General features: G+C 42.8%; 33 protein-coding genes. 23 read left to right on the top strand and 10 right to left on the bottom strand.

Translation table 11 applies throughout. The annotated features are described in order from the left end of the window. Window positions 1–81: 81 nt before the first annotated feature. The 9 genes from xpt to exnP all read left to right on the top strand — a co-directional run bounded on the left by xpt (window position 82) and on the right by exnP (window position 9,110). Entirely contained in the window at window positions 82–666 is a 585-nt protein-coding gene (gene xpt / locus MKX38_RS10755) for a xanthine phosphoribosyltransferase (RefSeq protein WP_339187131.1), read from the top strand. Further along, entirely contained in the window at window positions 663–1,979 is a 1,317-nt protein-coding gene (gene pbuX / locus MKX38_RS10750) for a xanthine permease PbuX (protein WP_003230748.1), read from the top strand. Before xpt ends, pbuX begins: the two co-directional genes overlap by 4 nt. Before the next feature lie 72 nt (window positions 1,980–2,051). Beyond that, complete coding sequence (gene bpsA / locus MKX38_RS10745; protein ID WP_339187129.1) at window positions 2,052–3,149, top strand: type III polyketide synthase BpsA; 1,098 nt, start codon at window positions 2,052–2,054, stop codon at window positions 3,147–3,149. Window positions 3,150–3,152: 3 nt separating this feature from the next. Continuing rightward, a complete protein-coding gene (gene bpsB, locus MKX38_RS10740; protein ID WP_004398552.1) occupies window positions 3,153–3,659 on the top strand; it encodes an alkylpyrone methyltransferase in 507 nt (168 codons plus the stop codon). Window positions 3,660–3,729: 70 nt separating this feature from the next. Beyond that, window positions 3,730–3,819 (top strand): Fur-regulated basic protein FbpC, encoded by a 90-nt coding sequence (gene fbpC, locus MKX38_RS10735; RefSeq protein ID WP_100069434.1) that lies wholly within the window; start codon window positions 3,730–3,732, stop codon window positions 3,817–3,819. Window positions 3,820–3,994: 175 nt separating this feature from the next. Next, window positions 3,995–7,576, top strand: a complete 3,582-nt coding sequence (gene dynA / locus MKX38_RS10730) for a dynamin GTPase (protein WP_339187127.1) — start codon at window positions 3,995–3,997, stop codon at window positions 7,574–7,576. A gap of 64 nt (window positions 7,577–7,640) precedes the next feature. Beyond that, window positions 7,641–7,898 (top strand): YpbS family protein, encoded by a 258-nt coding sequence (locus MKX38_RS10725; protein WP_003230757.1) that lies wholly within the window; start codon window positions 7,641–7,643, stop codon window positions 7,896–7,898. A gap of 74 nt (window positions 7,899–7,972) precedes the next feature. Next, on the top strand, window positions 7,973–8,119 hold the full coding sequence (locus MKX38_RS10720; RefSeq protein WP_003230761.1) for a hypothetical protein: 147 nt from the start codon (window positions 7,973–7,975) through the stop codon (window positions 8,117–8,119). A 100-nt stretch (window positions 8,120–8,219) separates the two neighbouring features. Further along, on the top strand, window positions 8,220–9,110 hold the full coding sequence (gene exnP / locus MKX38_RS10715) for a 5'-3' exonuclease ExnP (protein ID WP_003230763.1): 891 nt from the start codon (window positions 8,220–8,222) through the stop codon (window positions 9,108–9,110). 7 nt (window positions 9,111–9,117) lie between these two features. Here the strand turns inward: exnP and sspL are convergent, their stop codons facing one another. The 3 genes from sspL to MKX38_RS10700 are packed head-to-tail and all read right to left on the bottom strand — an operon-like array spanning window position 9,118 to window position 10,375. After that, window positions 9,118–9,246 (bottom strand): small, acid-soluble spore protein L, encoded by a 129-nt coding sequence (sspL, locus tag MKX38_RS10710; protein ID WP_256682843.1) that lies wholly within the window; start codon window positions 9,244–9,246, stop codon window positions 9,118–9,120. A 41-nt stretch (window positions 9,247–9,287) separates the two neighbouring features. Then, a complete protein-coding gene (locus MKX38_RS10705) occupies window positions 9,288–9,686 on the bottom strand; it encodes a reverse transcriptase-like protein (RefSeq protein ID WP_080529452.1) in 399 nt (132 codons plus the stop codon). Further along, window positions 9,686–10,375, bottom strand: coding sequence for a queuosine precursor transporter (locus tag MKX38_RS10700; RefSeq protein WP_144530220.1), 690 nt, complete (start codon window positions 10,373–10,375; stop codon window positions 9,686–9,688). Before MKX38_RS10700 ends, MKX38_RS10705 begins: the two co-directional genes overlap by 1 nt. A gap of 82 nt (window positions 10,376–10,457) precedes the next feature. Between MKX38_RS10700 and MKX38_RS10695 the strand changes: the two genes are divergently transcribed. Together MKX38_RS10695 and MKX38_RS10690 are read left to right on the top strand one after the other, a co-directional pair. Further along, window positions 10,458–11,138 (top strand): ribonuclease H family protein, encoded by a 681-nt coding sequence (locus MKX38_RS10695; protein ID WP_017696925.1) that lies wholly within the window; start codon window positions 10,458–10,460, stop codon window positions 11,136–11,138. Continuing rightward, the gene (locus tag MKX38_RS10690) at window positions 11,131–11,313 is read left to right on the top strand and encodes a zinc-finger domain-containing protein (RefSeq protein ID WP_004399003.1); all 183 of its coding nucleotides are present in this window, start codon (window positions 11,131–11,133) and stop codon (window positions 11,311–11,313) included. The genes MKX38_RS10695 and MKX38_RS10690 overlap by 8 nt, the downstream gene beginning before the upstream one ends. 27 nt (window positions 11,314–11,340) lie before the next feature. Here the strand turns inward: MKX38_RS10690 and MKX38_RS10685 are convergent, their stop codons facing one another. Beyond that, window positions 11,341–11,610, bottom strand: coding sequence for a DUF2564 family protein (locus tag MKX38_RS10685; protein ID WP_004398863.1), 270 nt, complete (start codon window positions 11,608–11,610; stop codon window positions 11,341–11,343). Window positions 11,611–11,765: 155 nt separating this feature from the next. On the opposite strand from MKX38_RS10685, the gene degR reads away from it, so the two are divergent. Further along, window positions 11,766–11,948 carry a transcriptional regulator DegR gene (gene degR, locus MKX38_RS10680; protein WP_003230774.1) on the top strand — a complete coding sequence of 61 codons (183 nt, stop codon included), beginning with the start codon at window positions 11,766–11,768 and terminating at the stop codon, window positions 11,946–11,948. Window positions 11,949–11,999: 51 nt separating this feature from the next. Here the strand turns inward: degR and cspD are convergent, their stop codons facing one another. The 4 genes from cspD to metA form a co-directional block, all read right to left on the bottom strand. Further along, window positions 12,000–12,200 carry a cold-shock protein CspD gene (gene cspD / locus MKX38_RS10675; protein WP_003230776.1) on the bottom strand — a complete coding sequence of 67 codons (201 nt, stop codon included), beginning with the start codon at window positions 12,198–12,200 and terminating at the stop codon, window positions 12,000–12,002. A gap of 30 nt (window positions 12,201–12,230) precedes the next feature. Beyond that, the gene (locus MKX38_RS10670; RefSeq protein WP_339187120.1) at window positions 12,231–12,362 is read right to left on the bottom strand and encodes a hypothetical protein; all 132 of its coding nucleotides are present in this window, start codon (window positions 12,360–12,362) and stop codon (window positions 12,231–12,233) included. 80 nt (window positions 12,363–12,442) lie between these two features. Beyond that, window positions 12,443–13,591: a diglucosyl diacylglycerol synthase gene (locus MKX38_RS10665; protein WP_003246153.1), complete on the bottom strand. Its 1,149-nt coding sequence runs from the start codon at window positions 13,589–13,591 to the stop codon at window positions 12,443–12,445. 230 nt (window positions 13,592–13,821) lie between these two features. Next, window positions 13,822–14,727, bottom strand: a complete 906-nt coding sequence (metA, locus tag MKX38_RS10660) for a homoserine O-succinyltransferase (RefSeq protein ID WP_339187117.1) — start codon at window positions 14,725–14,727, stop codon at window positions 13,822–13,824. A 342-nt stretch (window positions 14,728–15,069) separates the two neighbouring features. On the opposite strand from metA, the gene MKX38_RS10655 reads away from it, so the two are divergent. The 11 genes from MKX38_RS10655 to MKX38_RS10605 all read left to right on the top strand — a co-directional run bounded on the left by MKX38_RS10655 (window position 15,070) and on the right by MKX38_RS10605 (window position 24,125). Beyond that, window positions 15,070–15,552, top strand: coding sequence for a glutathione peroxidase (locus MKX38_RS10655; RefSeq protein WP_339187115.1), 483 nt, complete (start codon window positions 15,070–15,072; stop codon window positions 15,550–15,552). A gap of 15 nt (window positions 15,553–15,567) precedes the next feature. After that, complete coding sequence (gene hdhQ / locus MKX38_RS10650; RefSeq protein ID WP_003230787.1) at window positions 15,568–16,185, top strand: Mn(2+)-dependent (deoxy)ribonucleoside pyrophosphohydrolase; 618 nt, start codon at window positions 15,568–15,570, stop codon at window positions 16,183–16,185. Between the two features lie 59 nt (window positions 16,186–16,244). Continuing rightward, on the top strand, window positions 16,245–17,378 hold the full coding sequence (locus MKX38_RS10645; protein WP_032722021.1) for a conserved virulence factor C family protein: 1,134 nt from the start codon (window positions 16,245–16,247) through the stop codon (window positions 17,376–17,378). Window positions 17,379–17,666: 288 nt separating this feature from the next. After that, a complete protein-coding gene (ilvD, locus tag MKX38_RS10640; protein WP_009967560.1) occupies window positions 17,667–19,343 on the top strand; it encodes a dihydroxy-acid dehydratase in 1,677 nt (558 codons plus the stop codon). Between the two features lie 108 nt (window positions 19,344–19,451). Beyond that, complete coding sequence (brxA, locus tag MKX38_RS10635; RefSeq protein ID WP_003230794.1) at window positions 19,452–19,886, top strand: bacilliredoxin BrxA; 435 nt, start codon at window positions 19,452–19,454, stop codon at window positions 19,884–19,886. Window positions 19,887–19,927: 41 nt separating this feature from the next. Further along, window positions 19,928–20,701, top strand: a complete 774-nt coding sequence (locus MKX38_RS10630) for a class I SAM-dependent methyltransferase (RefSeq protein WP_003230795.1) — start codon at window positions 19,928–19,930, stop codon at window positions 20,699–20,701. Between the two features lie 259 nt (window positions 20,702–20,960). Further along, window positions 20,961–21,572, top strand: a complete 612-nt coding sequence (locus MKX38_RS10625; RefSeq protein WP_009967559.1) for a YpjP family protein — start codon at window positions 20,961–20,963, stop codon at window positions 21,570–21,572. Window positions 21,573–21,589: 17 nt separating this feature from the next. After that, window positions 21,590–22,123: a phosphatidylglycerophosphatase A gene (locus tag MKX38_RS10620; protein WP_003230797.1), complete on the top strand. Its 534-nt coding sequence runs from the start codon at window positions 21,590–21,592 to the stop codon at window positions 22,121–22,123. Window positions 22,124–22,206: 83 nt separating this feature from the next. Next, window positions 22,207–23,001, top strand: a complete 795-nt coding sequence (locus MKX38_RS10615) for a thymidylate synthase (RefSeq protein ID WP_024572096.1) — start codon at window positions 22,207–22,209, stop codon at window positions 22,999–23,001. Then, on the top strand, window positions 22,998–23,504 hold the full coding sequence (dfrA, locus tag MKX38_RS10610) for a dihydrofolate reductase DfrA (protein ID WP_088326321.1): 507 nt from the start codon (window positions 22,998–23,000) through the stop codon (window positions 23,502–23,504). Before MKX38_RS10615 ends, dfrA begins: the two co-directional genes overlap by 4 nt. Next, window positions 23,505–24,125, top strand: coding sequence for a hypothetical protein (locus MKX38_RS10605; protein ID WP_004398497.1), 621 nt, complete (start codon window positions 23,505–23,507; stop codon window positions 24,123–24,125). It begins immediately after the preceding gene. A 38-nt stretch (window positions 24,126–24,163) separates the two neighbouring features. Here the strand turns inward: MKX38_RS10605 and MKX38_RS10600 are convergent, their stop codons facing one another. Together MKX38_RS10600 and MKX38_RS10595 are read right to left on the bottom strand one after the other, a co-directional pair. Continuing rightward, window positions 24,164–24,805, bottom strand: a complete 642-nt coding sequence (locus MKX38_RS10600) for a hemolysin III family protein (protein WP_004398522.1) — start codon at window positions 24,803–24,805, stop codon at window positions 24,164–24,166. Between the two features lie 20 nt (window positions 24,806–24,825). Beyond that, window positions 24,826–25,821: a sigma-54-dependent transcriptional regulator gene (locus tag MKX38_RS10595; protein WP_220396724.1), complete on the bottom strand. Its 996-nt coding sequence runs from the start codon at window positions 25,819–25,821 to the stop codon at window positions 24,826–24,828. Window positions 25,822–26,036: the final 215 nt, after the last annotated feature.

Raw genomic sequence — 26,036 nt, 5'->3', positions numbered from 1 at the left:
GGTTTTTTGTGATATCAGCATTGCTTGCTCTTTATTTGAGCGGGCAATGCTTTTTTTATTCTCATAACGGAGGTAGACAGGATGGAAGCACTGAAACGGAAAATAGAGGAAGAAGGCGTCGTATTATCTGATCAGGTATTGAAAGTGGATTCTTTTTTGAATCACCAAATTGATCCGCTGCTTATGCAGAGAATTGGTGATGAATTTGCGTCTAGGTTTGCAAAAGACGGTATTACCAAAATTGTGACAATCGAATCATCAGGTATCGCTCCCGCTGTAATGACGGGCTTGAAGCTGGGTGTGCCAGTTGTCTTCGCGAGAAAGCATAAATCGTTAACACTCACCGACAACTTGCTGACAGCGTCTGTTTATTCCTTTACGAAGCAAACAGAAAGCCAAATCGCAGTGTCTGGGACCCACCTGTCGGATCAGGATCATGTGCTGATTATCGATGATTTTTTGGCAAATGGACAGGCAGCGCACGGGCTTGTGTCGATTGTGAAGCAAGCGGGAGCTTCTATTGCGGGAATCGGCATTGTTATTGAAAAGTCATTTCAGCCGGGAAGAGATGAACTTGTAAAACTGGGCTACCGAGTGGAATCTTTGGCAAGAATTCAGTCTTTAGAAGAAGGAAAAGTGTCCTTCGTACAGGAGGCTCATTCATGAGAAATGGATTCGGCAAAACGCTGTCTTTAGGGATTCAGCATGTTCTTGCCATGTATGCCGGCGCCATTGTCGTTCCTCTGATTGTCGGAAAAGCAATGGGACTGACTGTCGAGCAGCTGACTTACTTAGTATCGATTGATATTTTTATGTGCGGTGTGGCTACACTTCTGCAAGTGTGGAGCAACCGATTTTTTGGGATCGGGCTTCCGGTAGTGCTTGGCTGTACCTTTACAGCTGTATCGCCGATGATAGCGATTGGATCTGAATATGGGGTTTCAACAGTTTACGGCAGCATTATCGCTTCAGGCATTCTTGTCATTCTTATTTCATTTTTCTTTGGAAAGCTCGTATCGTTTTTTCCGCCGGTCGTGACAGGCTCTGTTGTTACGATTATCGGTATTACACTGATGCCGGTTGCCATGAATAACATGGCCGGCGGAGAAGGAAGTGCAGATTTCGGAGATCTCTCCAATCTTGCACTTGCTTTTACCGTGTTGAGTATCATTGTGCTTCTATACCGTTTTACAAAAGGCTTTATCAAGTCCGTCTCGATTTTGATCGGTATTTTGATTGGCACCTTCATCGCATATTTTATGGGAAAAGTTCAATTTGATAATGTTTCGGACGCGGCAGTTGTTCAAATGATTCAGCCATTTTACTTCGGAGCGCCGTCTTTTCACGCAGCGCCTATCATTACGATGTCCATCGTTGCAATTGTCAGCCTTGTGGAGTCAACTGGTGTTTACTTTGCTTTAGGTGACCTGACAAACCGCCGTTTGACAGAGATAGATTTGTCTAAAGGCTATCGAGCTGAAGGACTGGCTGTGCTTCTGGGCGGTATTTTTAACGCTTTTCCTTACACAGCATTCTCTCAAAATGTCGGGCTTGTTCAGCTCACAGGGATCAAAAAAAATGCCGTCATTGTGGTCACAGGTGTGATCCTAATGGCATTTGGGCTGTTTCCAAAGATCGCTGCTTTCACGACTATTATTCCATCCGCTGTTTTGGGCGGTGCAATGGTGGCGATGTTTGGAATGGTGATTGCTTACGGAATTAAAATGCTCAGCCGCATTGATTTTGCGAAACAGGAAAATCTGCTGATTGTTGCTTGCTCAGTGGGATTGGGGCTCGGTGTGACCGTTGTGCCGGATATTTTCAAACAGCTTCCGAGTGCCTTAACGCTGCTTACAACGAATGGCATTGTGGCGGGCAGCTTTACTGCAGTCGTCTTAAATATTGTATATAACGTTTTTTCTAAAGCTAAAAAAATAGAACAAGAAGCTGACCTCGCTGAACAAAAAACAGCAGTCTAACTCCGCCGCGGCGGAGTTTTTTTGCATATAAAAAAGATTGTTGCGGCACAATGTATGCAAAGAGGTGATCGCATGGCGTTTATTTTATCCATTGGAACAAGTCTTCCTGCGTATAATGTAAACCAAGAGAAAGCGGCCGAGTTCGCCCGCTATATGTTTCAGCATTCTTTTAAGGATATTGACCGGCTGTTATCCTCCTTTAAAAACGGGCAAATCCATTCGAGACAGTTTGTTAAGCCGATTGAATGGTATAAAGAGGGGCACAGCTTTGAAGAAAAAAATCAAATATACATAGAAGAAACACTTAAACACAGCAGAGCGGCTGTTCGTGAGTGCCTCTCTCATCCGGAATTTTTTCAAGTAGCCATTCCTTATGAGAAAGTGGAAGCTGTTTTTTTCGTCTCCAGTACAGGTCTTTCCACACCGAGTATCGAGGCGCGGCTTATGAATGAACTTCCGTTTTCTCCATATACGAAGCGGATTCCGATTTGGGGGCTTGGCTGTGCAGGAGGAGCCAGCGGACTTGCGCGTGCAGCCGAATACTGCAAAGCGTATCCTGAGGCTTTTGTGCTTGTCATTTCTGCCGAGCTGTGCAGCCTGACATTCCAGCCGGAAGATAAAACAAAAAGCAATCTGATCGGCACCTCGCTTTTTGGTGACGGCATTGCCGCAGCTTTATTATGCGGAGAGAAGGCGGACCGCAGGGTGTCAAAGCTGAAGCTTGCGCCGAAGATAATGGACGCCCAATCTGTTTTGATGAAACAATCAGAAGATGTCATGGGCTGGGACTTTACCGATCAAGGATTCAAAGTCATTTTCTCACGAGACATTCCGACCTTGGTGGAAAAATGGCTCAAAACAAATGTACAGATTTTTTTGGACAAACATAAGCTGTCATTCCATGATATCAGTGTTTTTTTGGCGCATCCAGGCGGAAAAAAAGTGATCGATGCATACATCAAAAGTCTCGGGCTGTCGTCAGAAAAGCTTTCATCTGCGCAAAGCATTTTGCAAAAGCACGGAAATATGTCTTCAGCCACAATCTTGTATGTGATCAAAGACCATCTGCAGAACGGACATAAAAAGGAAGCTGAACGAGGACTGATTGGCGCATTAGGGCCGGGTTTCTCATCAGAGTTGCTATTATTCAGCTGGGAAAAGGGGGCCTGACTCATGTTTTGGTTGTTGATCGCCATTCTCATTGTTCAAAGAGCAGCAGAAATGGCAGTGGCCAGGCAAAACGAACAAAAGGTAAAGAAGCAAGGAGCAATTGAATTTGGCGAGAGCCACTATCCGTATATCATTACGATGCATATCCTTTTTTTCCTGTCCTTAATTGCCGAGGTGCTGCTGATGAATAAACAGCCGTCCAGCTGGTGGCTCGGTATCGCTGCAGTGATTTTAAGCGTACAGATCGTACGGTATTGGGCGCTTTGTTCCTTAGGAGCATATTGGAATACGAAAATCCTTGTTGTTCCAGGTGTAGAGCTTGTAAAAAAAGGTCCATATAAATGGATGAAACATCCAAACTATGCCGTTGTTATCCTCGAAATTTTGCTGATTCCGCTGCTTTATCAAGCATACGTCACCATGTGTCTGTTTTCCATTTTCAATGCCGTGTTGTTAAGCGTCAGAATTCGCGCAGAAGACAAAGCATTACAGGAATACAGCGTAAAATAGCGATTGAAAATCATTCTCAACCATGTTAAAATGGATTTGAAAAAGATTCTCAATCAGGATGGTGAAGCAAATGACAATGCTGTTTTTGCTTGGAGCGGTTTGTACATATAGTGTATTAATTGGTTTTGTATTAAAAGGAATCTCTAATAAATCTGTTTGATGAATCTGGAACTTGTAAAAGTTGCAGATTTTCTTTTATAGAAGCTGCCGTAATGGCGGCTTTTTTCTATTCTCCTAAAGAAATTTGGTTTATTCTTGTGTAAAATGAAAAGGGAATGAATTCAGATCTTTCGAAAAAGGTTCACAATTGAAACGGCACAAAGGGGTTCAGACTTATGACAGATCAAAACAGAAAAGAGCTTTTGCATAAAACCGGGGAACTTTATAAGCAATTTATTGAGAATCAAGATGAACAAAGGGCTGCTAAACTGGCTGCGGTCATGAAAAAAGCGGCTGATGAAGAGGTTTATATCGCGTTTACCGGGCATTATTCAGCGGGGAAATCGTCACTGCTGAACTGCCTGTTAATGGAGAATATTTTGCCGACAAGCCCGATTCCGACAAGCGCTAACCTTGTTGTGATCAGAAACGGGGAAAAGCGAGTTCGGCTTCATACAACAGACGGAGCGTGTGCTGAGCTGGAAGGGACTTACCAGAAAGACAAGGTGCAGCAATATTGTAAAGACGGGGAACAGATTGAAAGCGTCGAAATTTTTGACAGGTATACTGAGATCGATTCCGGGGTTGCGTATATTGATACTCCAGGGATAGATTCAACAGATGATGCTCATTTTCTATCGGCTGCTTCAATTCTTCACCAAGCGGATGCGCTGTTTTACGTCGTTCACTATAATCACGTGCACTCTGAGGAAAATGTAAAGTTTCTCAGATCAATAAAAGAAAGCATTCCGAATGTGTATTTTATCGTCAATCAAATTGACCGCCATGATGAGACGGAGACGAAATTTGGAGACTATCAAGCGCAGGTAGAGGAGATGCTTTGCAATGAAGGGATTTCAAGGGAAGCGCTCTATTTTACATCAGTAACAGAACCGGATCACCCGTTCAATCAGATGGGGGCCCTGAGAGAAGAGTTAAGCAGAATAGAACAGCAATCAAAAAGCAATATGCAGGCTTTAACCGAACAAAAAGTCCGTAATCTGCTAAAGGAACATACGGAAATGCTGAAGAAAGACGAAACAGGCGCTCCGAGTTTCGCTGAACAGCTTAATATCCATACTGGACTGGTCCAATCGCTGCGTGATCAATTGGATGAGGCCGAAAAACAAATGACTGAGGCAGAGAAGAGGATGCAGGAAGAAATCAATCGTATTTTAAAAAACGCCAACCTGACGCCTTTTGAAATGCGTGAATTGGCGGCTGCATTTTTAGAATCACAAGAGCCTTCCTTTAAAACCGGCTTTTTCTTTTCTAAAGCGAAAACTGCACAGGAAAGAGATAAAAGGCGGAATGCTTTTTTCTCTGATGTGGCAAAACGAACAGAGGCCGAAGCGGATTGGCATATAATAGACACGCTTCATAAACTCGCCAAGGCATTTGATGTCTATACCGCTGAAAGTGAAAAGCTGATTCAGGCCTATCGCACACCGCTTGATATAAGCATCATTGAACGCGCGGTCAAGCATGGTGCAGCCTTTTCCTCTGAATATGTATTGCAATATACAAAAGACTTGGCAGAGCTCATCCGGAAAGAGGCGAAAAGAGAAGCCGCAGACATCATAAAGGTGCTCTCCGCTATGGTGAAAGAGCGTGTTTCCAAAGATGTGCAAACAATTAACGACCGGCTCGTCCAAGAATCAGAAAAACTTGTCTTTCTTCAAGAACAGGCACGTTTAGAGAATAATGCCCGAGAGAAAACCGATCGCCTGTGGGCCATTTGGGAAGAAGAGTCCGCATGCCCAATGCATATAGACACAGAATGGTTTAAATCGAAGAAAACAAGAGTGGCGGCTCCAGAGCAGAAACAAGGCCGAAGCCAGCTGACGGCGCAGCCGATGCCGAAATCAGAAATCAAAATGGAACAAGAAATGCCGCTTCAAGACCAAATCAAACGCTTTTACACTTTGTCTGACATTTTAGGCGAATGCAGCATGTTGTTAAAGCAAACTTCAGCGTTTCGTGAAAGGGTGAAAAGGCTTGAGGAACGTAAATTTACACTCGCTCTTTTTGGAGGCTTTAGCTCGGGGAAATCATCATTTGCCAATGCGCTTGTCGGCGAAAGAGTGCTGCCATCCTCACCAACGCCAACCACAGCGACAATTAACAAGATCACAAAGCCAATCAATGGCAACTTAAACAAAACAGCGAATGTAGTGTTTAAGACAGAGGATGACTTAACGGCTGAAATTTTGCAGCTCACCGGAATACCAAAGGAGCCGGCAGGCCGTTCCTTCACAGAGAAGTGGGAAAAGGCAGTCAAAAAAAACAGGCTGCAGGAAGAACACGTGAAATTGATCAGCAATTTCCTGCTTGCATACGAGAAGTATCAGCAGTATATACAGGAACAGAAGAAATTAACGATTCCGCTCTCTGAATTAGAGCCGTATGTAGCAGAGGAAACAACGGCCTGTGCTGTGAAAGAGGTAACGGTCTACTATACATGCCCGCTCACTGAAAAAGGGATTACGATCGTTGATACACCCGGCGCGAGCAGCATGAATAAACGGCATACAGAACTGGCATTCCAATATATCAAAGATGCTGATGCATTTTTTTATATGACTTATTATCAGCACTCTTTTTCAAAAGGAGACCGTTCATTTTTGCGAAAGCTTGGACTTGTGAAAGAATCGCTCAGCATGGATAAAATGTTTTTTATTATTAATGCTGCAGACCTTGCAAAAGATAAAACAGAGCTCGAAACAGTGACCGATTATGTCAGCGCAGAGCTTGTAAAAGAAGGGGTTTATGAGCCGCAGCTCTTTACCGTATCAAGTAAGGAGGAACTGGTGGGAAAACCGGAGTCATTTTACAATCAGTTCTCGAAAGTAAGAAAACACTTAGACCGGTTTATCGAAGTGGATGTAAAAAAAGCGTCAGCAGCGCAGCTCAGTTCGGAGGCAGACAAACTATGCGAAACTGTTTTTCAGCTTCACCAATCCCAGCATCAGTCCCGAGAAGAGAAGGAAGCGCAGAAACAGCGCCTTATGCTGTCATTTGAGCGGACAGCGGCCGATATCGAGAAACGGCGGAACTCAAAAACCATCATTGAAAAAGTAAAAAAAGATACAAGAGAGCAGCTATATCACATTGCACAGCGATTATCATATTTTGCAAATGATTTATTAAAATCGGCATTTCATCCTGGACTGCAAAATGGGGATTGGAAAAAGAACGTCAGTAAAGCGATGACAACAGCCTTACATGAATATCAATTTGAATATATTCAGGAAATCAAAACGCTTGATGTTCGCATGAGCGGTTTCATCGAACGGCATATCAATGAAGAATGGCTGGATCAATTTCAAAAAACATTAAACGAGGACGGTTATTTTTCCGTTTATGCGGGTGATCAGCATTCGAACGGCATACAGTTGAAGGAAGTTGAACCGGAAATAGAAGAACGTGCTTTTGAGCAGGAACTAAAAGAGGTCAAATCACCGAAGCAGTTTTTTGAGCAGAAAGGAAAAGCGGCCTTTATCGAAGCTGTACGGATGAAACTTACGAAAATCACAGAGGCATGGATAAAAAATGAAGAAGAAAGCCTGATCTCTCATTACACAGCTCACCTCAGACGCTTACAGGAAGATATGGGTGAAAAAGCAATCGCGCAAATAACGGATCAAAAAGAGACATATTTAAGAGGATATGCGGAAGGGGAACATGCGAAAGAGATTGAAATGGCGTATCAGGCTTGCATCTCCTGGAAAAATTCAGACAATACAATAAAAATGTAAAATTCAGTTGGCTTGTATTTCAAGTCATGATAGACTAAATAGAAAAAAGCGAGATGAACGATTAATGTCAGAGGTACATAAAGCAATTTCAGCACATTCATCAAAACAGCACGAGCATATCAAAGCATTTATGCGTCTTGAAAATATGCGTGAATTGGCGATTGAAGAAGCTGTTGCTAAATGCAGAAACGATGAGCCTTATACTACAGATGCAATTAATGAAATTACCGAGCAAATGAATCAGCTCGCTAAAAAAGGCATCGTCCCGACAAGACGGCTTGTATCAAAAGAAATGGTCAGAGAATACGTAAGCCGCATGTAAGCTGGATGATCCTGTCGCGAGTGAACCTCCTGCCGGAAGCATATACTATATGCATCCGACGTAAGGGGGGATTCATGTTGGGAAGAACAAAGCTCGGAAACAGAAATGCACAGGCGAATAACAATGCCAAAAAGAAAAACGGATTTCAAACCCATTTTGACTCTTACGCAGGACGCGAAGCTGAAAAGCTGATCGCCAGCAACAAAAGACACAACGATTGATAAATATCCAAACAGTATCTCTAATTAAAGAGATACTGTTTTTTATTTTTGGGCTGCTTTATGATAAAATAGAAGGAATGAAAGAAAAGGGAGTTATTTGATGAATAATAATAAACTATTGCTGGTTGACGGCATGGCTCTTTTATTCCGGGCCTTTTTTGCCACTGCCGTACATCGCAACTTTATGATAAATGACAGCGGGGTGCCGACGAACGGCGTCAACGGCTTTTTAAAGCATTTGATTACAGCTGTGGAAACATTCCAGCCGACACACGTCGTCTGCTGCTGGGACATGGGGAGCAAAACGTACCGAAATGACTTGTTCCAAGATTATAAGGCCAACCGCAGCGCGCCGCCTGTGGAGCTGATTCCGCAGTTTGATTTGGCAAAGGAAGCAGCCGCAGAGCTTGGAATCATGAATATTGGCTTTGCCGGCTATGAAGCGGATGACTGTATCGGTACTCTTGCCGATTTATTTGCGAATGAAGCGGACATTACGGTCGTAACAGGGGACAGAGATTTACTTCAGCTGTTAACGGATAAAGTAAGCGTTGCTTTGCTTCAAAAAGGAATCGGAAATTATAAAGTCTATACAAAAGAGACTTTTTATGAAGAAACAGGCGTAATGCCGAAGGCTTTGATTGATATTAAAGCGCTTATGGGTGATTCCAGTGATAACTATCCCGGAGTCAAAGGCATTGGAGAAAAAACAGCCTACAAATTGATTCGTGAATACGAAACGATTGACCGTTTATTGGAAAATCTTTCTCTTCTTCCAAAAGGACAACAGGGAAAAATTCAGCAAGGTTTAAGCGATTTGGAGATGTCGAGGAAGCTTGCGGAAATCCATTGCTCAGTGCCGCTGGCCTGCACACTGAAAGACGCTTTATTTACTTTGCAAATGGAGCAGGCGGCTGACATGCTTCGCCGCCACCAAATCAAAGGAATTGAGCGTATGCTTGAAAAGCTGAACGCTAGAGAGATCGTTTAGATCTTCTCTAGCGTTTTGTATTGCTTTTTTTTGCTCTCTCCTCAAGCTCTGTTTTAGGGTCATTATGTGTATTGCCTTCCAGGTCGCCTTGCGGAGTAACACCGCCGGTCAGCCGGCCTTTATCTTTCTTGTTCATGTTAGTTCACCTCGCCATTAGGATGAACCAATGATCAAGATTTAATTCTTTTCATTCAGCCGAATCGCTTCTTTTGCCAGAAGATCGGCTTTTTGGTTTTGCTTGCCCGGTATCCATTTGATGAAAAAAAGAGGGAATGCCGCTTTTAATCGGGTGATTTCTTCTACGAACGGTTGAAACGTTTTATTTTTAACCATTTCAAGCTCAGTGGCGCGTTCCACAATATCTGAATCGGTTCGAAAGGAAACCGATTGATACCCGCGCGTTGCACATAGCTTCATCCCTTCAATTAATGCAAGAAATTCCGCTTCCTGATTTGTATGCACTCCGATTGGAATAGAGAAGGATTCTGCTGTTCCCTCATGTTTGATAAAAATGCCGATACCGGAAGGTCCGGGATTACCAGCGCTTGCGCCGTCTACGTATATTTCTGTAGGCATTATGAACTCCTTTCATCTTTAGGTATCATTTTTTTGGCTGCATAAGCATAAGGCAATGAAATCAAAGATACCGCAAACTTAATCAAATATGTAGAAATAAAAATATGAAGCCACACGCCTGCCGGATAAATGCCGAGAAAGGCGACTGCAGTGAATATGAATGTATCAAACATCTGGCTGACTGCTGTACTGCCGCCGTTTCTGAGCCATAAAAGCCGATCAGAAGGAAATATCCTTCTAATTGCCGAATATACATAAACATCCAGCGTTTGGCTGAAGATAAAGGCAAGCAGACTTCCTAACGCAACTCGCGGAAGGAATCCGAAGATCGTTTCCAGCGCTGTTTGTGATATGTCGCTGGAAGCCGGTTCGAAAAGCAGCACGCCCTGCATGACAAATGTCAGCGTCAGGAGCGTTGAGAATCCGAGCCATACCGCTTTTCTGGCTTCAGCTGGTCCGTATTTTTCATTCAGCACATCTGTCGCAAAAAAGATTGTGCCATACATCACATTCCCGAGTGTCGCTGTTAAGCCAAACAGTTCGACTGTTTTGACGACTTGGAGGTTGGCGCAGACTGTCGCAAAACCGATCCAAACAAACAGTCCCATTTTGCCAAATCCTTTATAAAATAAAAGAACAATGATAAAATGAATGATCGCAAAAAAGATCCAAAACGAATTATTAAACAAGATGAAAAAGCTTCCTTTCCGGGGTAAGATTGGTTTGATTATAGCATAAGCCCGGCAACTAATGAATGGTAAGGTGATTGTAATGAAGCTCAGACCGCATTTGAAAATAGAAGCAAAAGGAACGGGATCAGTCTCATTTTTTAGCGAAGACTGGCTGACAGCACAGCAGGCACGTATGTTCGCCAGAGAACTTGGCCGTTTTCCATACATGAAGGAGCTAGAGTTCGAAGACGAGAAAGGCGGCAGCTGGACGCTGAAGGAATTGGAAAAGCTGACAGAGGAGCTTGCTCAAGAGCCTGATGACATTACTGTTTATTTTGACGGCAGTTTCGATAAAGAGAGCGAACTGGCCGGTCTCGGGATCGTCATCTATTATTCATTGGGAGGAACCCGGCATCGCTTAAGAAAAAATAAAAGCTTCCGGCTGAAAACCAATAATGAAGCTGAATACGCAGCGCTTTATGAAGCAATAAGAGAAGTAAGAGAGCTGGGGGCAAGCAGAAATTCAATTACAATCAAAGGGGACTCGCTTGTTGTGCTGAATCAGCTTGACGGCAGCTGGCCTTGTTATGATCCATCTCATAATGAATGGCTGGACAAAATAGAAGCACTCCTTGAATCGCTGAAGCTTACTCCAACCTACGAAACAATACAACGAAAAGACAATCAGGAAGCTGACGGCCTCGCTAAAAAAATTCTATCCCATCAATTCGTAGAAAGCCACACGAAATTAGACCGTAACGGAGATGACGATATTGGATAAGAAAATGATCTTTAAAGAACTGACAGAACTGCACGATGAATATTGCAAGGACTGTTTTATTAAGAAGCAGTTTCGCAAAGAATTTGGCAAAACTTATGCGCATTCATTTTGTATCAATAAATGTACGGTTGGTGAAAAGTTGAAACAATACGGAGATGTCTTAACCAATCACTAAAAATAAAAACCGCAGAAGCTGCGGTTTTTATTCTTTGAATTCATCCAGCTGATGCTCGCTGTCATCTAGCAGCTGCTGTTGCTGCTTTACAAATTCAGGATCATCGAGAGCTGCCAGCTCTTCAGATTGTGACAGTTCTCTAGCATCCTCAATGGCTTGGTATGCAGAGTCAACTAATGTTTTGCTTTGGCCTCTCGTCGCAGCTCCTGTTGTTTTCTGCGCTGTTTCCACCGCTAGTTCCAGCTGCCGCTTATCCGTAAAGCCAGTCTGATCCTCATTATGAAATTCTGAAGTCACAAAAAACACCTCCGCCATTATTTTGCAGAGTTTTTTTGAAATTTATGTACCAAAATAGAAAAGAAAATAAAAATAAGCCGATATAACTATTGAACCAGAATAAATAGGACCGTTTTACTATTTGAGGTATCTTGATAGAGAAGGGGAACGCAGCTATGGATGATAAAGACTTGAAGTTGATCCTTCACAAAACATTTATAGAAATATACAGTGATTTAGAAGAACTGGCGGATATCGCGAAAAAAGGAAAACCATCAATGGAAAAGTATGTTGAAGAGATTGAACAGAGGTGTAAACAAAACATTTTGGCGATTGAAATCCAGATGAAAATCAAATAGGAGAGGCGAATGCCTCTCCTCTATTTGTCATCTCATCATCATGTATTGAGTTTAGAGTTTTACAACATTAGAAGCTTGAGGTCCACGATTACCTTCGACAATTTCAAAAGAAACTTCTTGTCCTTCTTCTAATGATTTGTATCCATCTCCTTCGATAGCTGTGAAGTGAACAAATACATCGTCTCCGCCTTCAACTTCAATGAAGCCGAATCCTTTTTCGTTGTTGAACCATTTTACTTTACCGTTTTGCATATTGCTTAATTCCTCCTAGTACTGTAGCACTCATGTGCTAAAAAAAATTTTGTTATCATCTAACTTTGATTCATTGTTAAATGATGGTTCAACTATACACCATCTGGGAGCACCCGTCAAGTTTCGAAACGGCTTATTTTTCAAAAGAAGGGCAAGTTTCATAAAAAAATGTAACCGCTTTTATTAATGGCTGAATATAAATAAAAAGAGCACACGATCTTCGTATGCTCTCAAGTACGCCATTACGATAGCACTTTGGCTTTTTGTTTGGCAGTCATCATTTCTGATTCCTTCAGGATATCCTCTAAAATCACTTCAGAGGAGTTTGCTAAATGAAGGTCCTTAATGTTTTTCTTCATGCGATGCAAGGTATCTTCATCTGCAAGAAGGGAAGTGACTGATTCGAGAATCTCTTCATGACGGTTCACAACGATGGCAGCTCCGCGGTCTTCAAAGAAGTTTGCATTTTCTTTTTCCTGGCCAGGCACGGGTTTGTACAGAATGACAGGCACTCCAATGGCTGTGGCTTCTGTCAAAGTAATGCCGCCGGGCTTGGTAATCATGCAATCTGTGATCCGAAATAGCTCATCAATACGCTCCACATAGCCCAGAACTTTTAATTTGTCACCATTTTCCGCTTCAAGCGCACTCAAAGATTCTTTTAAAGCCGTATTTTTCCCGCACACGACAACTACTTGCACTTGGTCATCCTTGACAAGGTTTTCGCACAGCTCTTTTACGTTCTTTAATACACCGTGAGCACCTGCCATGATCAGAAGCACTTTTTTGTTTGGTGAAAGATTGTACTTTTTATATATCGGGCCAACCGGCATGGATTCTTCAAATTGCGGCCTGATTGGAATTCCTGTGATTTTTACGTTGCTTGGATGAGTGCCGATCTCCAGCAGTTTTTCCTTCACGTAATCTGTCGCCACATAATATTTATCCACGTTTTCGTGAACCCAAATTTTATGAAGACAAAAATCAGTCATAACGTTGAAGGTAGGAATGACTCTTCCAGTTCGGCGTCTGTATTCCGGCACGACGATCATCGGAAATGTATTAATAATAATATCGGGCTGATGTTCATCGACAAGTTCGCCCAATCTTTTATTACCCATTTTAAAGTAAATATTGAATTTACGTTTATTATAGATTTTGTCAACTCCGTAATAAAACAAACGATAAAACTGTTTCCCGATTGAGAAGCTTTTTAAATAAAGGTATTGAGTTACCTCTGAAACAATCGGATTTGACTCTTGGTACAAATTAGAAACTGTTACATGCTGAAAGCCGAGCCGTACACATTGTTCATAAAGTGTTTTGGCTACCTGCACATGTCCATTTCCGTAATTTGCAGTCAAAATTAATACTCTTTTATTGGTATTCAAGTAAATTCACCTCAATGTAATCAACAACAAGCAAGCTTCATGCATCGTAAGGAGTTATTGTCTATACATAAACATAACACAAATACATAATCGAATTATTAATGCAGTGAAAAAGTTAAGCTAATTTTAAATGATTTGGATTCCAGTATTTTAAATTTTTGTTATACGCAGACTGAATCAGATGTATTTTATCATATTTTTTGCTCAGCGTATCACTAAAAAAAGAAAAATTAGTCCCATTCATAAGGAGTTTCTTGGTAAACGTAATAATTCAGCCAATTCATAAACAATAATGTGGCATGCGCTTTCCAGCGATTCACTGGCTCGTTGCTGCCTTTTGCAAAATAATGTTTAGGCGCCTCGACAGTAGAAAGGTTTCGTTCCAAATCTCTTTCATACTCTTGAAGAAGCGTATTTGTATCATATTCAGGGTGCCCTGTCAAAAAGACTTGTTTTTCGTCTTTGGACACAATTAAGCAAACCCCGGCTTCCTTTGATGCGGTAAGAATGTTTAACTCGGGCACTGCTTGAAGCTGTTCCATATTTATATCTGTATGCCGGGAATGCGGCACGTAGTATAGCTCGTCAAAACCTCTTACCAATCTTTCTTGTTTTGAAAGAACGGTATGTTCGAACACACCGAAGATTTTTTTCGGCATTTGAATTTTTTCCACACCGTAATGGTAGTACAAACCTGCTTGAGCACCCCAGCAAATATGCAAGGTTGAAGTGACATTTGTTTTGCTCCACTCCATGATTTCCTTGAGCTCTTCCCAATATGAAACCTCTTCAAACGCCAAATGCTCGATCGGCGCACCGGTGATAATCATGCCGTCAAACCTCTTGTGACGGATATTGGAAAAAGTCGTGTAAAATTCGTCAAGGTGTTCTCTCGCAGTATTTTTCGGCGTGTGTGTGCTTGGGATTAAAAATGTGAAATGAACCTGTAAAGGCGAATTTCCAAGCAATCTGAGAAGCTGAGTCTCTGTTTGGATTTTTTTCGGCATCAAATTTAATATAATAATTTTTTGCGGCCGGATATCCTGATGAAATGCTCTGCTTTCATCCATTACAAATATATGTTCACTTTCAAGCACCTGTTTTGCCGGCAGGTGTGTTGGTATATTAATAGGCAACGTGCCACCTCCATTATTTCCCCGTTTAATTTTCTTCATTATAGGAATTTTCACGCCAATTTTCAATCTATCTATACGTGTTGAGGGGGAAACAACAGAAAACTCTTTAAATAAAACGCACTGACACGCCTTTTGGTTTCACAGTAAAATGATTTTCAAAGATGTCAGAGGGAATTGTAATGTTTTATAGAATGATAAGATAAAAAACGAGCCATATGAATTGATAATGAACGGACGCTTATATCGTTAGGTTTCTTATGAGTTCTTAATTGATGTTTACATTTTGAATTGCGATTTAAAAAAGGTAAAATAATCAGCACCAGGGACATAGGAGGGACTTACATGTCTATTTATCATATGAAGGTACGTACAATCACAGGGAAAGACATGACACTTCAGCCTTTCGCGGGAAAGGTACTGATGATCGTGAATACAGCAAGTAAGTGCGGTTTTACTTCCCAATTGAAGCAGCTGCAGGAATTATATGATACATATCAGCAGGAGGGGCTGGAGATCTTAGGGTTCCCCTGCAATCAATTCATGAACCAAGAGCCTGGTGAAGAGGCTGACATACAGGAATTTTGTGAAACAAATTACGGTGTTACATTTCCTATGTTTTCAAAAGTGGATGTAAACGGGAAAAACGCCCACCCGCTGTTTGTGTATTTGACAGAACATGCGAAAGGGATGCTGGGAACTAAGGCGATCAAGTGGAATTTCACGAAATTTATAGTGGATAGAAATGGAGAAATCGTTGGCCGTTATTCACCAAATACAAATCCGAAAGAGTTGGAAGACGGTATCGTGAAGCTATTAGAGCAATAAAAAGAGGGTGTTTTTGTGAAGGAATTGAAGCAGGCAGAGCAAATCAGGACATGGGTTCAATCTATCCTGACTGACGAAAGCTCTGGACATGACTGGCATCATGTATCAAGAGTAGCAGATCTTGCAGCGTATATTGGAGAAAAGGAAAAAGCGGATTTGTTCATTGTTGAAACGGCGGCTTTGGTTCATGATTTAATTGATGTGAAGCTGCCTGACACGGTCAGGCTTTCTGTGAGCGAAGTATATGATCAGCTCGTTTTTTTCGGAGTAGGAAAAGAGAATGCTGACAGGGTGATTCATATTATAACAAGGATGTCCTTTCGGGACAGGGGGAAATTGGCGAAGGAGCCGCTCTCAATTGAAGGAAAAGCTGTACAGGATGCTGACAGACTTGATGCGATTGGTGCTGTCGGCATTGCGAGAGCTTTCATGTTTGCGGGCGCAAAAGGGCATGGCCTTTATGGAGATGAGCAAAGCGCCTACGCTCATTTTTTTCATAAGCTGCTGCGGCTGAAAGATATGATGAATACAGACACTGCACGGGAACTGGCAGAAGAAAGACACAATTTTATGCTTCAATTTGTCCGCCAATTAGAAAAAGACATACCCGGGATTGATGCCGAAACGTCGTAATAGAAGGCTTGGAGCGACTATGATAGAATAAGTCACAGATATGCTATAGGAGGACGATCATGAAGATAAAATCAATTGAACCTACACCAAGCCCGAATACAATGAAAGTCATCTTAACGGAAGAGCTTCCGGCGGGCAAAAGCAATAACTATAAACCTGAGCAAGCAGAAGGCGCACCGCCTGTTATAGCGGAAATCCTTAAAATAGATGGAGTTAAAGGGGTATATCACGTCGCAGATTTTCTTGCTGTTGAACGGAATGCAAGATACGACTGGAAAGACATTTTACCGCAAGTCCGCACTGCATTTGGGATGGAAAGTGCTGAAAGCGGAGAAGAAAATCGTTCTGATCAAGAATCTTTTGGAGAGGTAAAAGTTTTTGTGCAGATGTTCAGCGGCATTCCTATGCAAGTTAAATTAACCGATGGAGAGCGGGAAGAACGCTTCGGCTTACCTGAACGCTTTCAGCAGGCGATCTTAAAACTTAGATCTGAAGCTTCTAATGTTGTGTTTGAGCGGGCTTGGAAAGAACAAGGTGTCAGATTCGGTGACTTTGATGAAATCGGCCATGATGTGACAGAAGAGCTTCAGGCGGCATACAGTGATGAACGGCTGAAACGACTGACTGAAGCAGCCGCTCAAGGAAAGGGCGAAGCAAAACAAGCTGTACAGCGCAAAGCGTATAAAGTAACGCTTGACATGCTAGATGATGAGGACTGGAAAAAGCGTTATGCACACTTGGAACAGATGGATCCGAAAGAAGAGGATATCCCGGTTTTACAGAAGGCATTGGATGATCCAAAGGTGTCCATCAGAAGACAGGCTGTTGTGTACTTAGGGATGATTGAAACACCTGATGTTCTTCCTCTATTGTATAAAGCACTTGAGGACAAAGCTGTATCAGTCAGAAGAACGGCCGGAGACTGCCTGTCTGATATCGGCGATCCTCAAGCCATTCCCGCTATGATCAAGTCGTTAAGCGACTCCAGCAAGCTTGTTCGCTGGCGTGCGGCCATGTTCCTGTACGAAGTCGGCGATGAAAGTGCAATTGAAGCTTTGCGCGCTGCCGAAGATGACCCTGAATTTGAGGTCAGCCTTCAAGTCAAAATGGCGCTTGAACGTATTGAGCATGGAGAAGAAGCAAAAGGTTCTGTTTGGAAACAAATGACGGAAAGCAGAAAAAAAGGCGAATAGAAATAAAAAAGGTGCAGATCATGCACCTTTTTTATGTGAATTCACTTTTTATAAAAATTATTTCGAATATTGTTGAAAAATATCTGAAAACTATTTATAGTAAGTAACAATATTAATAGTTGGAGGGTTCAAATCGAAAGAAAGCTATATAAATATAAAAACACGAAAGAACAAAACAAGGTGAGGGCGGCCTGTATTTATCTTATTTGCAAAAACAGCCCATAAATAAACTGAAAATTGTCAAAATAAAATCCAATCAAACAATTGAAAGAATTTAGGAGGATCACCATGGCAGAATTACGCAGTAATATGATCACACAAGGAATCGATAGAGCTCCGCACCGCAGTTTGCTTCGTGCAGCAGGGGTAAAAGAAGAGGATTTCGGCAAGCCGTTTATTGCGGTGTGTAATTCATACATTGATATCGTTCCCGGTCATGTTCACTTGCAGGAGTTTGGGAAAATCGTAAAAGAAGCAATCAGAGAAGCAGGGGGCGTTCCGTTTGAATTTAATACCATTGGGGTAGATGATGGCATCGCAATGGGGCATATCGGTATGAGATATTCGCTGCCAAGCCGTGAAATTATCGCAGACTCTGTGGAAACGGTTGTATCCGCACACTGGTTTGACGGAATGGTCTGTATTCCGAACTGCGACAAAATCACACCGGGAATGCTTATGGCGGCAATGCGCATCAACATTCCGACGATTTTTGTCAGCGGCGGACCGATGGCGGCAGGAAGAACAAGTGACGGGCGAAAAATCTCCCTTTCCTCAGTATTCGAAGGGGTAGGCGCCTACCAAGCAGGGAAAATCAACGAAAACGAGCTTCAAGAACTAGAGCAGTTCGGATGCCCAACGTGCGGGTCTTGCTCAGGCATGTTTACGGCGAACTCAATGAACTGTCTGTCAGAAGCACTTGGTCTTGCTTTGCCGGGTAATGGAACCATTCTGGCGACATCTCCGGAACGCAAAGAGTTTGTGAGAAAATCGGCTGCGCAATTAATGGAAACGATTCGCAAAGATATCAAACCACGTGATATTGTTACAGTAAAAGCGATTGATAACGCGTTTGCACTCGATATGGCGCTCGGAGGTTCTACAAATACCGTTCTTCATACCCTTGCCCTTGCAAACGAAGCCGGCGTTGAATACTCTTTAGAACGCATTAACGAAGTCGCTGAGCGCGTGCCGCACTTGGCCAAGCTGGCGCCTGCATCGGATGTGTTTATTGAAGATCTTCACGAAGCGGGCGGCGTTTCAGCGGCTCTGAATGAGCTTTCCAAGAAAGAAGGAGCGCTTCATTTAGATGCGCTGACTGTTACAGGAAAAACTCTTGGAGAAACCATTGCCGGACATGAAGTAAAGGATTATGACGTCATTCATCCGCTGGATCAACCATTCACTGAAAAGGGTGGCCTTGCTGTTTTATTCGGTAATCTAGCTCCGGACGGCGCTATCATTAAAACAGGCGGCGTACAGAATGGGATTACAAGACACGAAGGGCCGGCTGTCGTATTCGATTCTCAGGACGAGGCGCTTGACGGCATTATCAACCGAAAAGTAAAAGAAGGCGATGTTGTCATCATCAGATACGAAGGGCCAAAAGGCGGACCTGGCATGCCGGAAATGCTGGCGCCAACATCCCAAATCGTTGGAATGGGACTCGGACCAAAAGTGGCATTGATTACGGACGGACGTTTTTCCGGAGCCTCCCGTGGCCTCTCAATCGGCCACGTATCACCTGAGGCCGCTGAGGGCGGGCCACTTGCCTTTGTTGAAAACGGAGACCATATTATCGTTGATATTGAAAAACGTATCTTGGATGTACAAGTGCCAGAAGAAGAGTGGGAAAAACGAAAAGCGAACTGGAAAGGTTTTGAACCGAAAGTGAAAACCGGCTACCTGGCACGTTATTCTAAACTTGTGACAAGTGCCAACACCGGCGGTATTATGAAAATCTAGACAGCTGGGGACACTTACTTCTATATTTTAAGGCGTGAACATTTGAAATCCGGCCCTCTCTATAGTATCCTTTACTTCAGATGAAGGATACTAGAGGGGGCTTTTTTTATGTCAATGGCTTATGAAGAATACATGCGCCAGCTTGTCGTACCGATGCGCCGCGAGCTGACTGGAGCAGGTTTTGAAGAGTTAACAACAGCGGAAGAAGTAGAAAACTTTATGGAAAAGGCAGAGGGCACAACTCTTGTAGTCGTTAACTCTGTATGCGGCTGCGCGGCAGGCCTTGCGCGTCCTGCGGCTACACAGGCAGTCCTCCAGAATGACAAAACACCTGACAATACGGTGACTGTATTTGCGGGCCAAGATAAAGAAGCTACTGCGAAAATGCGTGAGTATTTTACTGGCCAGGAGCCTTCTTCACCATCAATGGCTCTTTTGAAAGGCAAAGAAGTCGTACATTTTATTCCGCGTCATGAAATTGAAGGACACGATATGGAAGAAATCATGAAAAATCTGACTGCTGCCTTCGATGCGCACTGCTAAATGCCCGTTCTCCGGGCATTTTCTTTTTGGGAGTACAGAAGATGATAACAACAAGCTATAGACCGTCTGAACACACCATAAAAACTGCAAAGCAGCTTTCTAAAGAGCTAAATATGCCATACTGCGGCCGGAATAAACAAACGGTTGAGCACCTGCTGAAATCAGCTGAACGTGATTTGCTTGTGGTCGGCAAAGAGCGGTTTGAGCTGTATACGAAACAAGGTGCCAAATTCTTTTTTCATCCGAATACAGCGATGTTCAGAGCCAAACGCTTCTTACAGGGGGAGAAAGAACCTATGCTTCGGGCTGCCGGCTTATCTGAAGGGGATACGTTTTTAGATTGCACACTCGGGTTGGGGTCAGATGCCATTATCGCAAGTATGGCAGTAGGCGAAACGGGTTCTGTTGTTGGGATTGAAAAAAACCATCTTGTGTCTGTTTTAGTGAGGACGGGGCTGCATTCATGGGAAACGGGTATAGAAGAGCTTCAAGCTGCGATGAGAAGAATCCAGGTGAAGAATGGTGATTGCTTTGAACACATCAAGCAGCTCCCTGACAACTCTGTTGATGTGGTTTATTTCGATCCAATGTTTCATGAACCTGTAGAAACCTCTGACGGCATCGCGCCTTTACGTGATTTGGCAGAGGATTCCGTTTTGCACGAAGGATGTATCAATGAAGCGGTACGAGTCGCCAGAAAAAGCGTTGTGCTAAAAGACCACTGGAAAAGCCCGCGGTTTGAACAGTTTGGTTTTAACGTCATGAAAAGAAAAACAGCACTGTTCCATTATGGCGTCATTCAAACAAGCCCGTGATTCATATCACGGGCTTTCTGTTAATCGGTGACCTCCATGACGACAAAGTATAATAATGTTAAGAGTGAAACTGTGGCAAACAGAGCGTCAATCATGCGGAAAGCCTCCTTTCATGAAATATTGTAAGCGTTTTTACACAAAGTGCATAGCAACGAATCTCCTAATTTGCATATCAGTTTCATATAGTACATGACTTGCATGTTTTGGATGTGCTAAAATAAGAGAAACATGACAATAAAATAGAGAGGAATAAGCAGTCATGAAATTGTGGATGAGAAAGACCCTTGTGGTTTTATTTACCATTGTAACGTTCGGGCTCGTATCTCCTCCGGCTGCCCTTATGGCGGACAAGCCTTCCGGACAGCCGAGCAGTCTTGAGCAGAATGATTACACCGCTTTTTATGATGAGCATGACCTGTACGATGATGAGTCGGATGACAGGCGAGATCCTGAACTGCTTTTTCAATCGTACAAGGAACAGCTCCTTGACAGCGCTGAGGATCAGTCCTTTTTAAAATTCGGCAGCAGAATCGCTCCTGTCATTGAGGATGACTATCGGAAAGAGATCCTGCCAAAAATCGAAAATGTGATTAGTGATTATTTAGCGACATTGCAAGATGATGAGGCGTACCAAGATGTTGTGATCTCAAGCATGCCTTCAGCGGGCAAAACGGAAAAAATTTTCAACGTTTACAATCGGACAACTGGAGAAGATCTTCTCAGATTCCATGTGCGAAGAGACCACCCGCCTCATGACGGCTACTGGTTTAATTTTCATTATCATACAGCAGAAGATGGATTTCAATCACATCATGAGCTTGGGAGCATTTACTGGGACCGCAACACGCCTCCCAACTGGATGAGTGCCTAAAGGAGATGCCATTAGACATGAAAAAGTACACAATGAATGAAATGGTCGATATAACAAAGGATATGCTGAACAAACGGGGCGTTATGATAGAAGATATTGCACGGATTGTTCAAAAACTTCAGGAAAAATACAATCCAAATCTGCCGCTCAGTGTTTGCATGGAGAATGTAGAAAAAGTCCTGAACAAACGTGAAATTATTCATGCTGTTTTGACAGGCCTTGCACTCGATCAGCTTGCAGAACAGAAACTTCTCCCCGAACCGCTGCAGCACCTTGTTGAAACGGATGAACCGCTTTACGGCATAGATGAAATTATCCCGCTTTCAATCGTTAATGTGTACGGGTCGATCGGTTTGACCAATTTCGGTTATTTGGATAAAGAGAAGATTGGAATTATTAAGGAACTTGATGAAAGTCCAGACGGTATTCACACCTTTTTGGATGATATTGTGGCAGCTCTTGCTGCAGCAGCGGCGAGCAGAATTGCACATACGCATCAGGATCTGCAAGATGAAGAAAAAGAACAGGATGAAAAGCCTGTCGTCAGCTGACTATAAAAAAATCATTTCTGGGTTCAGAAATGATTTTTTATTGTGTTACACTACTAGAAGACTACTTTTAAAGGATGAAAAAAATGAAACAGTATAAGGATTTATGCAGACATGTTTTAGAGCATGGTGAGAAAAAGGGAGACCGGACTGGGACCGGAACAATCAGCACTTTCGGATATCAAATGAGATTTAATTTACGGGAAGGCTTTCCGATGCTCACCACTAAAAAACTCCACTTTAAATCAATTGCGCATGAACTGCTGTGGTTCTTAAAAGGAGATACGAATGTACGCTATCTGCAGGAAAACGGAGTGCGAATCTGGAATGAGTGGGCTGATGAAAACGGTGAACTTGGACCTGTATATGGCTCCCAATGGCGTTCTTGGCGGGGAGCTGATGGAGAAACCATTGATCAAATTTCCCGTCTTATTGAAGATATTAAAACAAATCCGAACTCCAGACGCTTAATCGTCAGCGCCTGGAATGTTGGTGAAATTGATAAAATGGCGTTGCCGCCGTGCCATTGCCTGTTCCAATTCTATGTGTCTGACGGCAAGCTGTCCTGTCAGCTGTATCAGCGCTCTGCCGATGTTTTCTTAGGTGTGCCGTTTAATATTGCATCTTATGCCCTCCTAACCATGATGATTGCTCATGTGACTGGGCTTGAACCGGGCGAGTTCATCCATACGTTTGGTGATGTTCATATTTATCAAAATCATATTGAACAAGTCAATTTGCAGCTGGAAAGAGATGTTAGACCGCTTCCGCAGCTTCGTTTCGCCAGAAAGGTTGATTCTATTTTTAACTTTGCATTTGAGGACTTTATCATCGAGGATTATGATCCGCATCCTCATATAAAAGGGGCGGTCAGCGTATGATTTCATTCATTTTTGCGATGGATGCCAACAGGCTTATCGGCAAAGACAATGATTTGCCGTGGCATTTGCCCAATGATCTTGCATACTTTAAGAAAATAACATCGGGCCATTCAATCATTATGGGCCGGAAAACATTTGAATCGATCGGACGTCCGCTTCCAAATCGGAAAAATATTGTCGTTACCTCAGCGCCGGATTCAGAATTTCCGGGATGCACGGTTGTCAGTTCATTAAAGGATGTACTGGACATTTGTTCAGGCCCTGAAGAATGCTTTGTGATCGGAGGTGCTCAGCTCTATACGGACCTGTTCCCTTATGCGGACAGACTGTATATGACGAAAATTCATCACGAGTTTGAGGGTGACCGTCACTTTCCTGAATTTGATGAATCCAATTGGAAGCTGGTTTCTTCTGAGCAGGGGACCAAAGACGAAAAAAACCCGTATGATTACGAATTTCTAATGTATGAAAAAAAGAATTCTTCTAAAGCGGGAGGATTTTAATTGGTTCGCTACAGCCTTCTAGTGGTTTATATTGTGTATATGCTGTTAAAAAATATGAAACAATTATTTAATCAAACAATGCTCGATCCCCGTCTGTCATACAAAAAACAGATGGCTCTTGTGTACGAACAGCCAAAGGCGTTTTTAGAAGGCTGTATCGGCATCTCCGGTTCAGTTGTGACGATCCATCAGCCAGAGCCAATACCACACGGTCCAGTTTTGTATGTGCATCCCCGTTTGCGTTTGGCTGAACTGGCCTTAATTGCTGGATATATTGAGGAACCGGCCGGCTTTATCGCTAACCCAAAAGTGTTCCGCTTGCCTTTTATCGGGCAATGGCTGGATCGGATGGATGTGATTTCAGACGGGGATTCAGAAAAGGTATATGAAGATGTGACAAAACAGCTGGAAAAGGGACAAAGCCTGATTCTTTCACTAGATGGTTCTATTGATCCTGTAGAACTTGCGGCCCGCTATCATCTTCCGTTGGTGATGGTGGAAACGAAAGGAACAGATAACATGCAAAATGGCTCGTTTTTTAAACGCTTAAAACCGGCAGACATTGAATTGTCCTTTTCAAAAGCTTATATACCTGCCAATGAAAAACAATTACGTGCATAAAAAAGCGCAGTCGTGAAGACTGCGCTTTTCTGTTACTGTTACGAAAGGAAAGGCACCTTTACACAATAGAAGAGCACGCAGAAAAACATGGCAGCGCTCCCGCCCAATACAAAGCTGTGCCAAATGGCGTGATGGAAGGGGATCTTTTTCCAAATGTAAAAGATGGTTCCGACAGAGTATAAAATGCCGCCGAGAAAAAGGAGGCTGAATCCCGCTCCGCTCAGTGAAGCATATAAAGGTTTAACTGCAATAATCATCAGCCACCCCATGACTAAATACACGAAGGTTGACAATAGGATAAACCGTTTCACAAAGAAAATTTTAAAAACGATTCCGCCTAGGGCAAGTGACCATACGATAACCAACAGGGTAAAGCCGAGTGTGCCTTTCAGCGGCCCAAGCAAAAAAGGCGTGTAGGTTCCGGCGATGAGTACGTAAATTGCGCTATGATCAATAATCTCCAAAATGTCCTTCGTTTTTTTATGTGTGATGCTGTGAAGCAGGGTGGAGCTCAAATATAACAGCAGCATAGAGACACCGAATATTGTAAAGCTGACAATGTCCCATGCAGACCCGTAATTAGCCGCAAATATGATTAGAAACACTAATGCTGGGATGGATAAGAGGACACCGATGCCGTGTGTAATCGCATTGGCGATCTCTTCTTTGATTGTAAACAAGTACATTCTCCTTTCGATCGCTAGATCATTTGATTTTTTAACGTCTCTATAAAGCTCAAGCCCTCAAAGGTAATTTTTGTGCCTGCGCGTCCGCGGCTTTTGGTGACATAATCTTTTTTCTCCAAATAGTCGAGACGGCTTCTGACCTGCTGAGGAGTTAACGAGGTTTGGGTATTTTTGCTGTGTTCAGAAATGATCCGTCTGCTGGCAGGCTCTCCTTTTTCGTTCAATACTTTTATTGTTTCCAAAATAAACAAAAACTCAGCTTTTTCCATTAAAGTCAGCAGCTTCGCTTTTTTCTTCGACGTTTTTCCGTCTATCGCGCCTCTAATATATGGCGGCAGGTCATATGGCTGGATCGTTCCTCCGCTTGATACTGCCGCCATATAATCTGCAGCGTTTTTTAATTCCCTGACATTGCCTTCAAATGCATGCTTCTCAAGAACCGGAAAAACGGAGGGATCGATTAACAATTGCTGACCGGAATTTGAGAGAAAATGCTGTGCCAAAAGGGGAATATCGCTTTTTCGTTCCGATAATTCTGGCAGTGTGAGCGTTAAAATGTTCAGTCTGTAGAATAAGTCTTGCCTGAAGGTATGTTCCACGGATCGGTCTGCAGAAGCACAGATCATTCGCGGTTTCTCCGTGTCTGAATCAAGCGCTTTTAACAGCTGAGCTTGTACAGAAGCAGGCATGCGCCATACATCATCAAGAAAAAGGGTTCCTCGTACCGCTTTTTGAAAAACACCTGTGTTTCCGTTAGGGCCAAAAAGCTCATGAATAAGGGTTTCTTCCGAATGGGTGCTGCAATTGACGCTTATAAACGGTTCATTGCTTCTCGAAGATTCCAAGTGTATGGCATGTGCGAAGTGATTTTTGCCTGTTCCGATTTTTCCTGTTATTAAGACAGGAAGCTCCGATAACGAGAACTGCTTGGCGATTCGCTTCGCTTCCAGGAAAGTTTGATGTTCTCCGATTAGATGTTGAAATGTATTGAGTTTTGGTGCACTATTCATCAATTGGCTCCTTTTGGTTCTAATTGGTTTCATTATATCATGCCTTTTGGTTGAAAACACCCTTTATTTTACGATTATCTTTTTTCTTGGCTCTGCAGGATAATGGTTGAACAGAAGTTACCACAAGATGTGGTGGACATAGTCTGTATTTTTTTAATTATTAAATAAAAATAATTGTCTTATTTTTTGAATATTCATGTTATAATGGCATATTA

It is taken from the genome of Bacillus sp. FSL M8-0025, assembly GCF_037975475.1.
GTDB lineage: Bacteria > Bacillota > Bacilli > Bacillales > Bacillaceae > Bacillus > Bacillus subtilis.
The sequence above is the reverse complement of the archived record's forward strand: the minus strand, read 5'-3'. Positions and strand labels throughout refer to the sequence as shown.

Bases quoted from the DNA above. Each gene is read 5' to 3' on its own strand.
- MKX38_RS10705 (WP_080529452.1), bottom strand. From the start codon at position 9,686: ATGCCTACAGAAATATACGTAGACGGCGCAAGCGCTGGTAATCCCGGA.
- bpsB (WP_004398552.1), top strand. From the start codon at position 3,153: ATGTTTTGGTTGTTGATCGCCATTCTCATTGTTCAAAGAGCAGCAGAA.
- brxA (WP_003230794.1), top strand. From the start codon at position 19,452: ATGTCAATGGCTTATGAAGAATACATGCGCCAGCTTGTCGTACCGATG.
- fbpC (WP_100069434.1), top strand. From the start codon at position 3,730: ATGACAATGCTGTTTTTGCTTGGAGCGGTTTGTACATATAGTGTATTA.
- cspD (WP_003230776.1), bottom strand. From the start codon at position 12,200: ATGCAAAACGGTAAAGTAAAATGGTTCAACAACGAAAAAGGATTCGGC.
- MKX38_RS10720 (WP_003230761.1), top strand. From the start codon at position 7,973: ATGTTGGGAAGAACAAAGCTCGGAAACAGAAATGCACAGGCGAATAAC.
- MKX38_RS10620 (WP_003230797.1), top strand. From the start codon at position 21,590: ATGAAAAAGTACACAATGAATGAAATGGTCGATATAACAAAGGATATG.
- MKX38_RS10595 (WP_220396724.1), bottom strand. From the start codon at position 25,821: ATGAATAGTGCACCAAAACTCAATACATTTCAACATCTAATCGGAGAA.
- MKX38_RS10725 (WP_003230757.1), top strand. From the start codon at position 7,641: ATGTCAGAGGTACATAAAGCAATTTCAGCACATTCATCAAAACAGCAC.
- MKX38_RS10630 (WP_003230795.1), top strand. From the start codon at position 19,928: ATGATAACAACAAGCTATAGACCGTCTGAACACACCATAAAAACTGCA.
- MKX38_RS10670 (WP_339187120.1), bottom strand. From the start codon at position 12,362: ATGAAACTTGCCCTTCTTTTGAAAAATAAGCCGTTTCGAAACTTGACG.
- xpt (WP_339187131.1), top strand. From the start codon at position 82: ATGGAAGCACTGAAACGGAAAATAGAGGAAGAAGGCGTCGTATTATCT.
- MKX38_RS10645 (WP_032722021.1), top strand. From the start codon at position 16,245: ATGAAGATAAAATCAATTGAACCTACACCAAGCCCGAATACAATGAAA.
- ilvD (WP_009967560.1), top strand. From the start codon at position 17,667: ATGGCAGAATTACGCAGTAATATGATCACACAAGGAATCGATAGAGCT.
- MKX38_RS10695 (WP_017696925.1), top strand. From the start codon at position 10,458: ATGAAGCTCAGACCGCATTTGAAAATAGAAGCAAAAGGAACGGGATCA.
- dynA (WP_339187127.1), top strand. From the start codon at position 3,995: ATGACAGATCAAAACAGAAAAGAGCTTTTGCATAAAACCGGGGAACTT.
- dfrA (WP_088326321.1), top strand. From the start codon at position 22,998: ATGATTTCATTCATTTTTGCGATGGATGCCAACAGGCTTATCGGCAAA.
- MKX38_RS10655 (WP_339187115.1), top strand. From the start codon at position 15,070: ATGTCTATTTATCATATGAAGGTACGTACAATCACAGGGAAAGACATG.
- MKX38_RS10615 (WP_024572096.1), top strand. From the start codon at position 22,207: ATGAAACAGTATAAGGATTTATGCAGACATGTTTTAGAGCATGGTGAG.
- sspL (WP_256682843.1), bottom strand. From the start codon at position 9,246: ATGAACAAGAAAGATAAAGGCCGGCTGACCGGCGGTGTTACTCCGCAA.
- bpsA (WP_339187129.1), top strand. From the start codon at position 2,052: ATGGCGTTTATTTTATCCATTGGAACAAGTCTTCCTGCGTATAATGTA.
- degR (WP_003230774.1), top strand. From the start codon at position 11,766: ATGGATGATAAAGACTTGAAGTTGATCCTTCACAAAACATTTATAGAA.
- MKX38_RS10625 (WP_009967559.1), top strand. From the start codon at position 20,961: ATGAAATTGTGGATGAGAAAGACCCTTGTGGTTTTATTTACCATTGTA.
- pbuX (WP_003230748.1), top strand. From the start codon at position 663: ATGAGAAATGGATTCGGCAAAACGCTGTCTTTAGGGATTCAGCATGTT.
- exnP (WP_003230763.1), top strand. From the start codon at position 8,220: ATGAATAATAATAAACTATTGCTGGTTGACGGCATGGCTCTTTTATTC.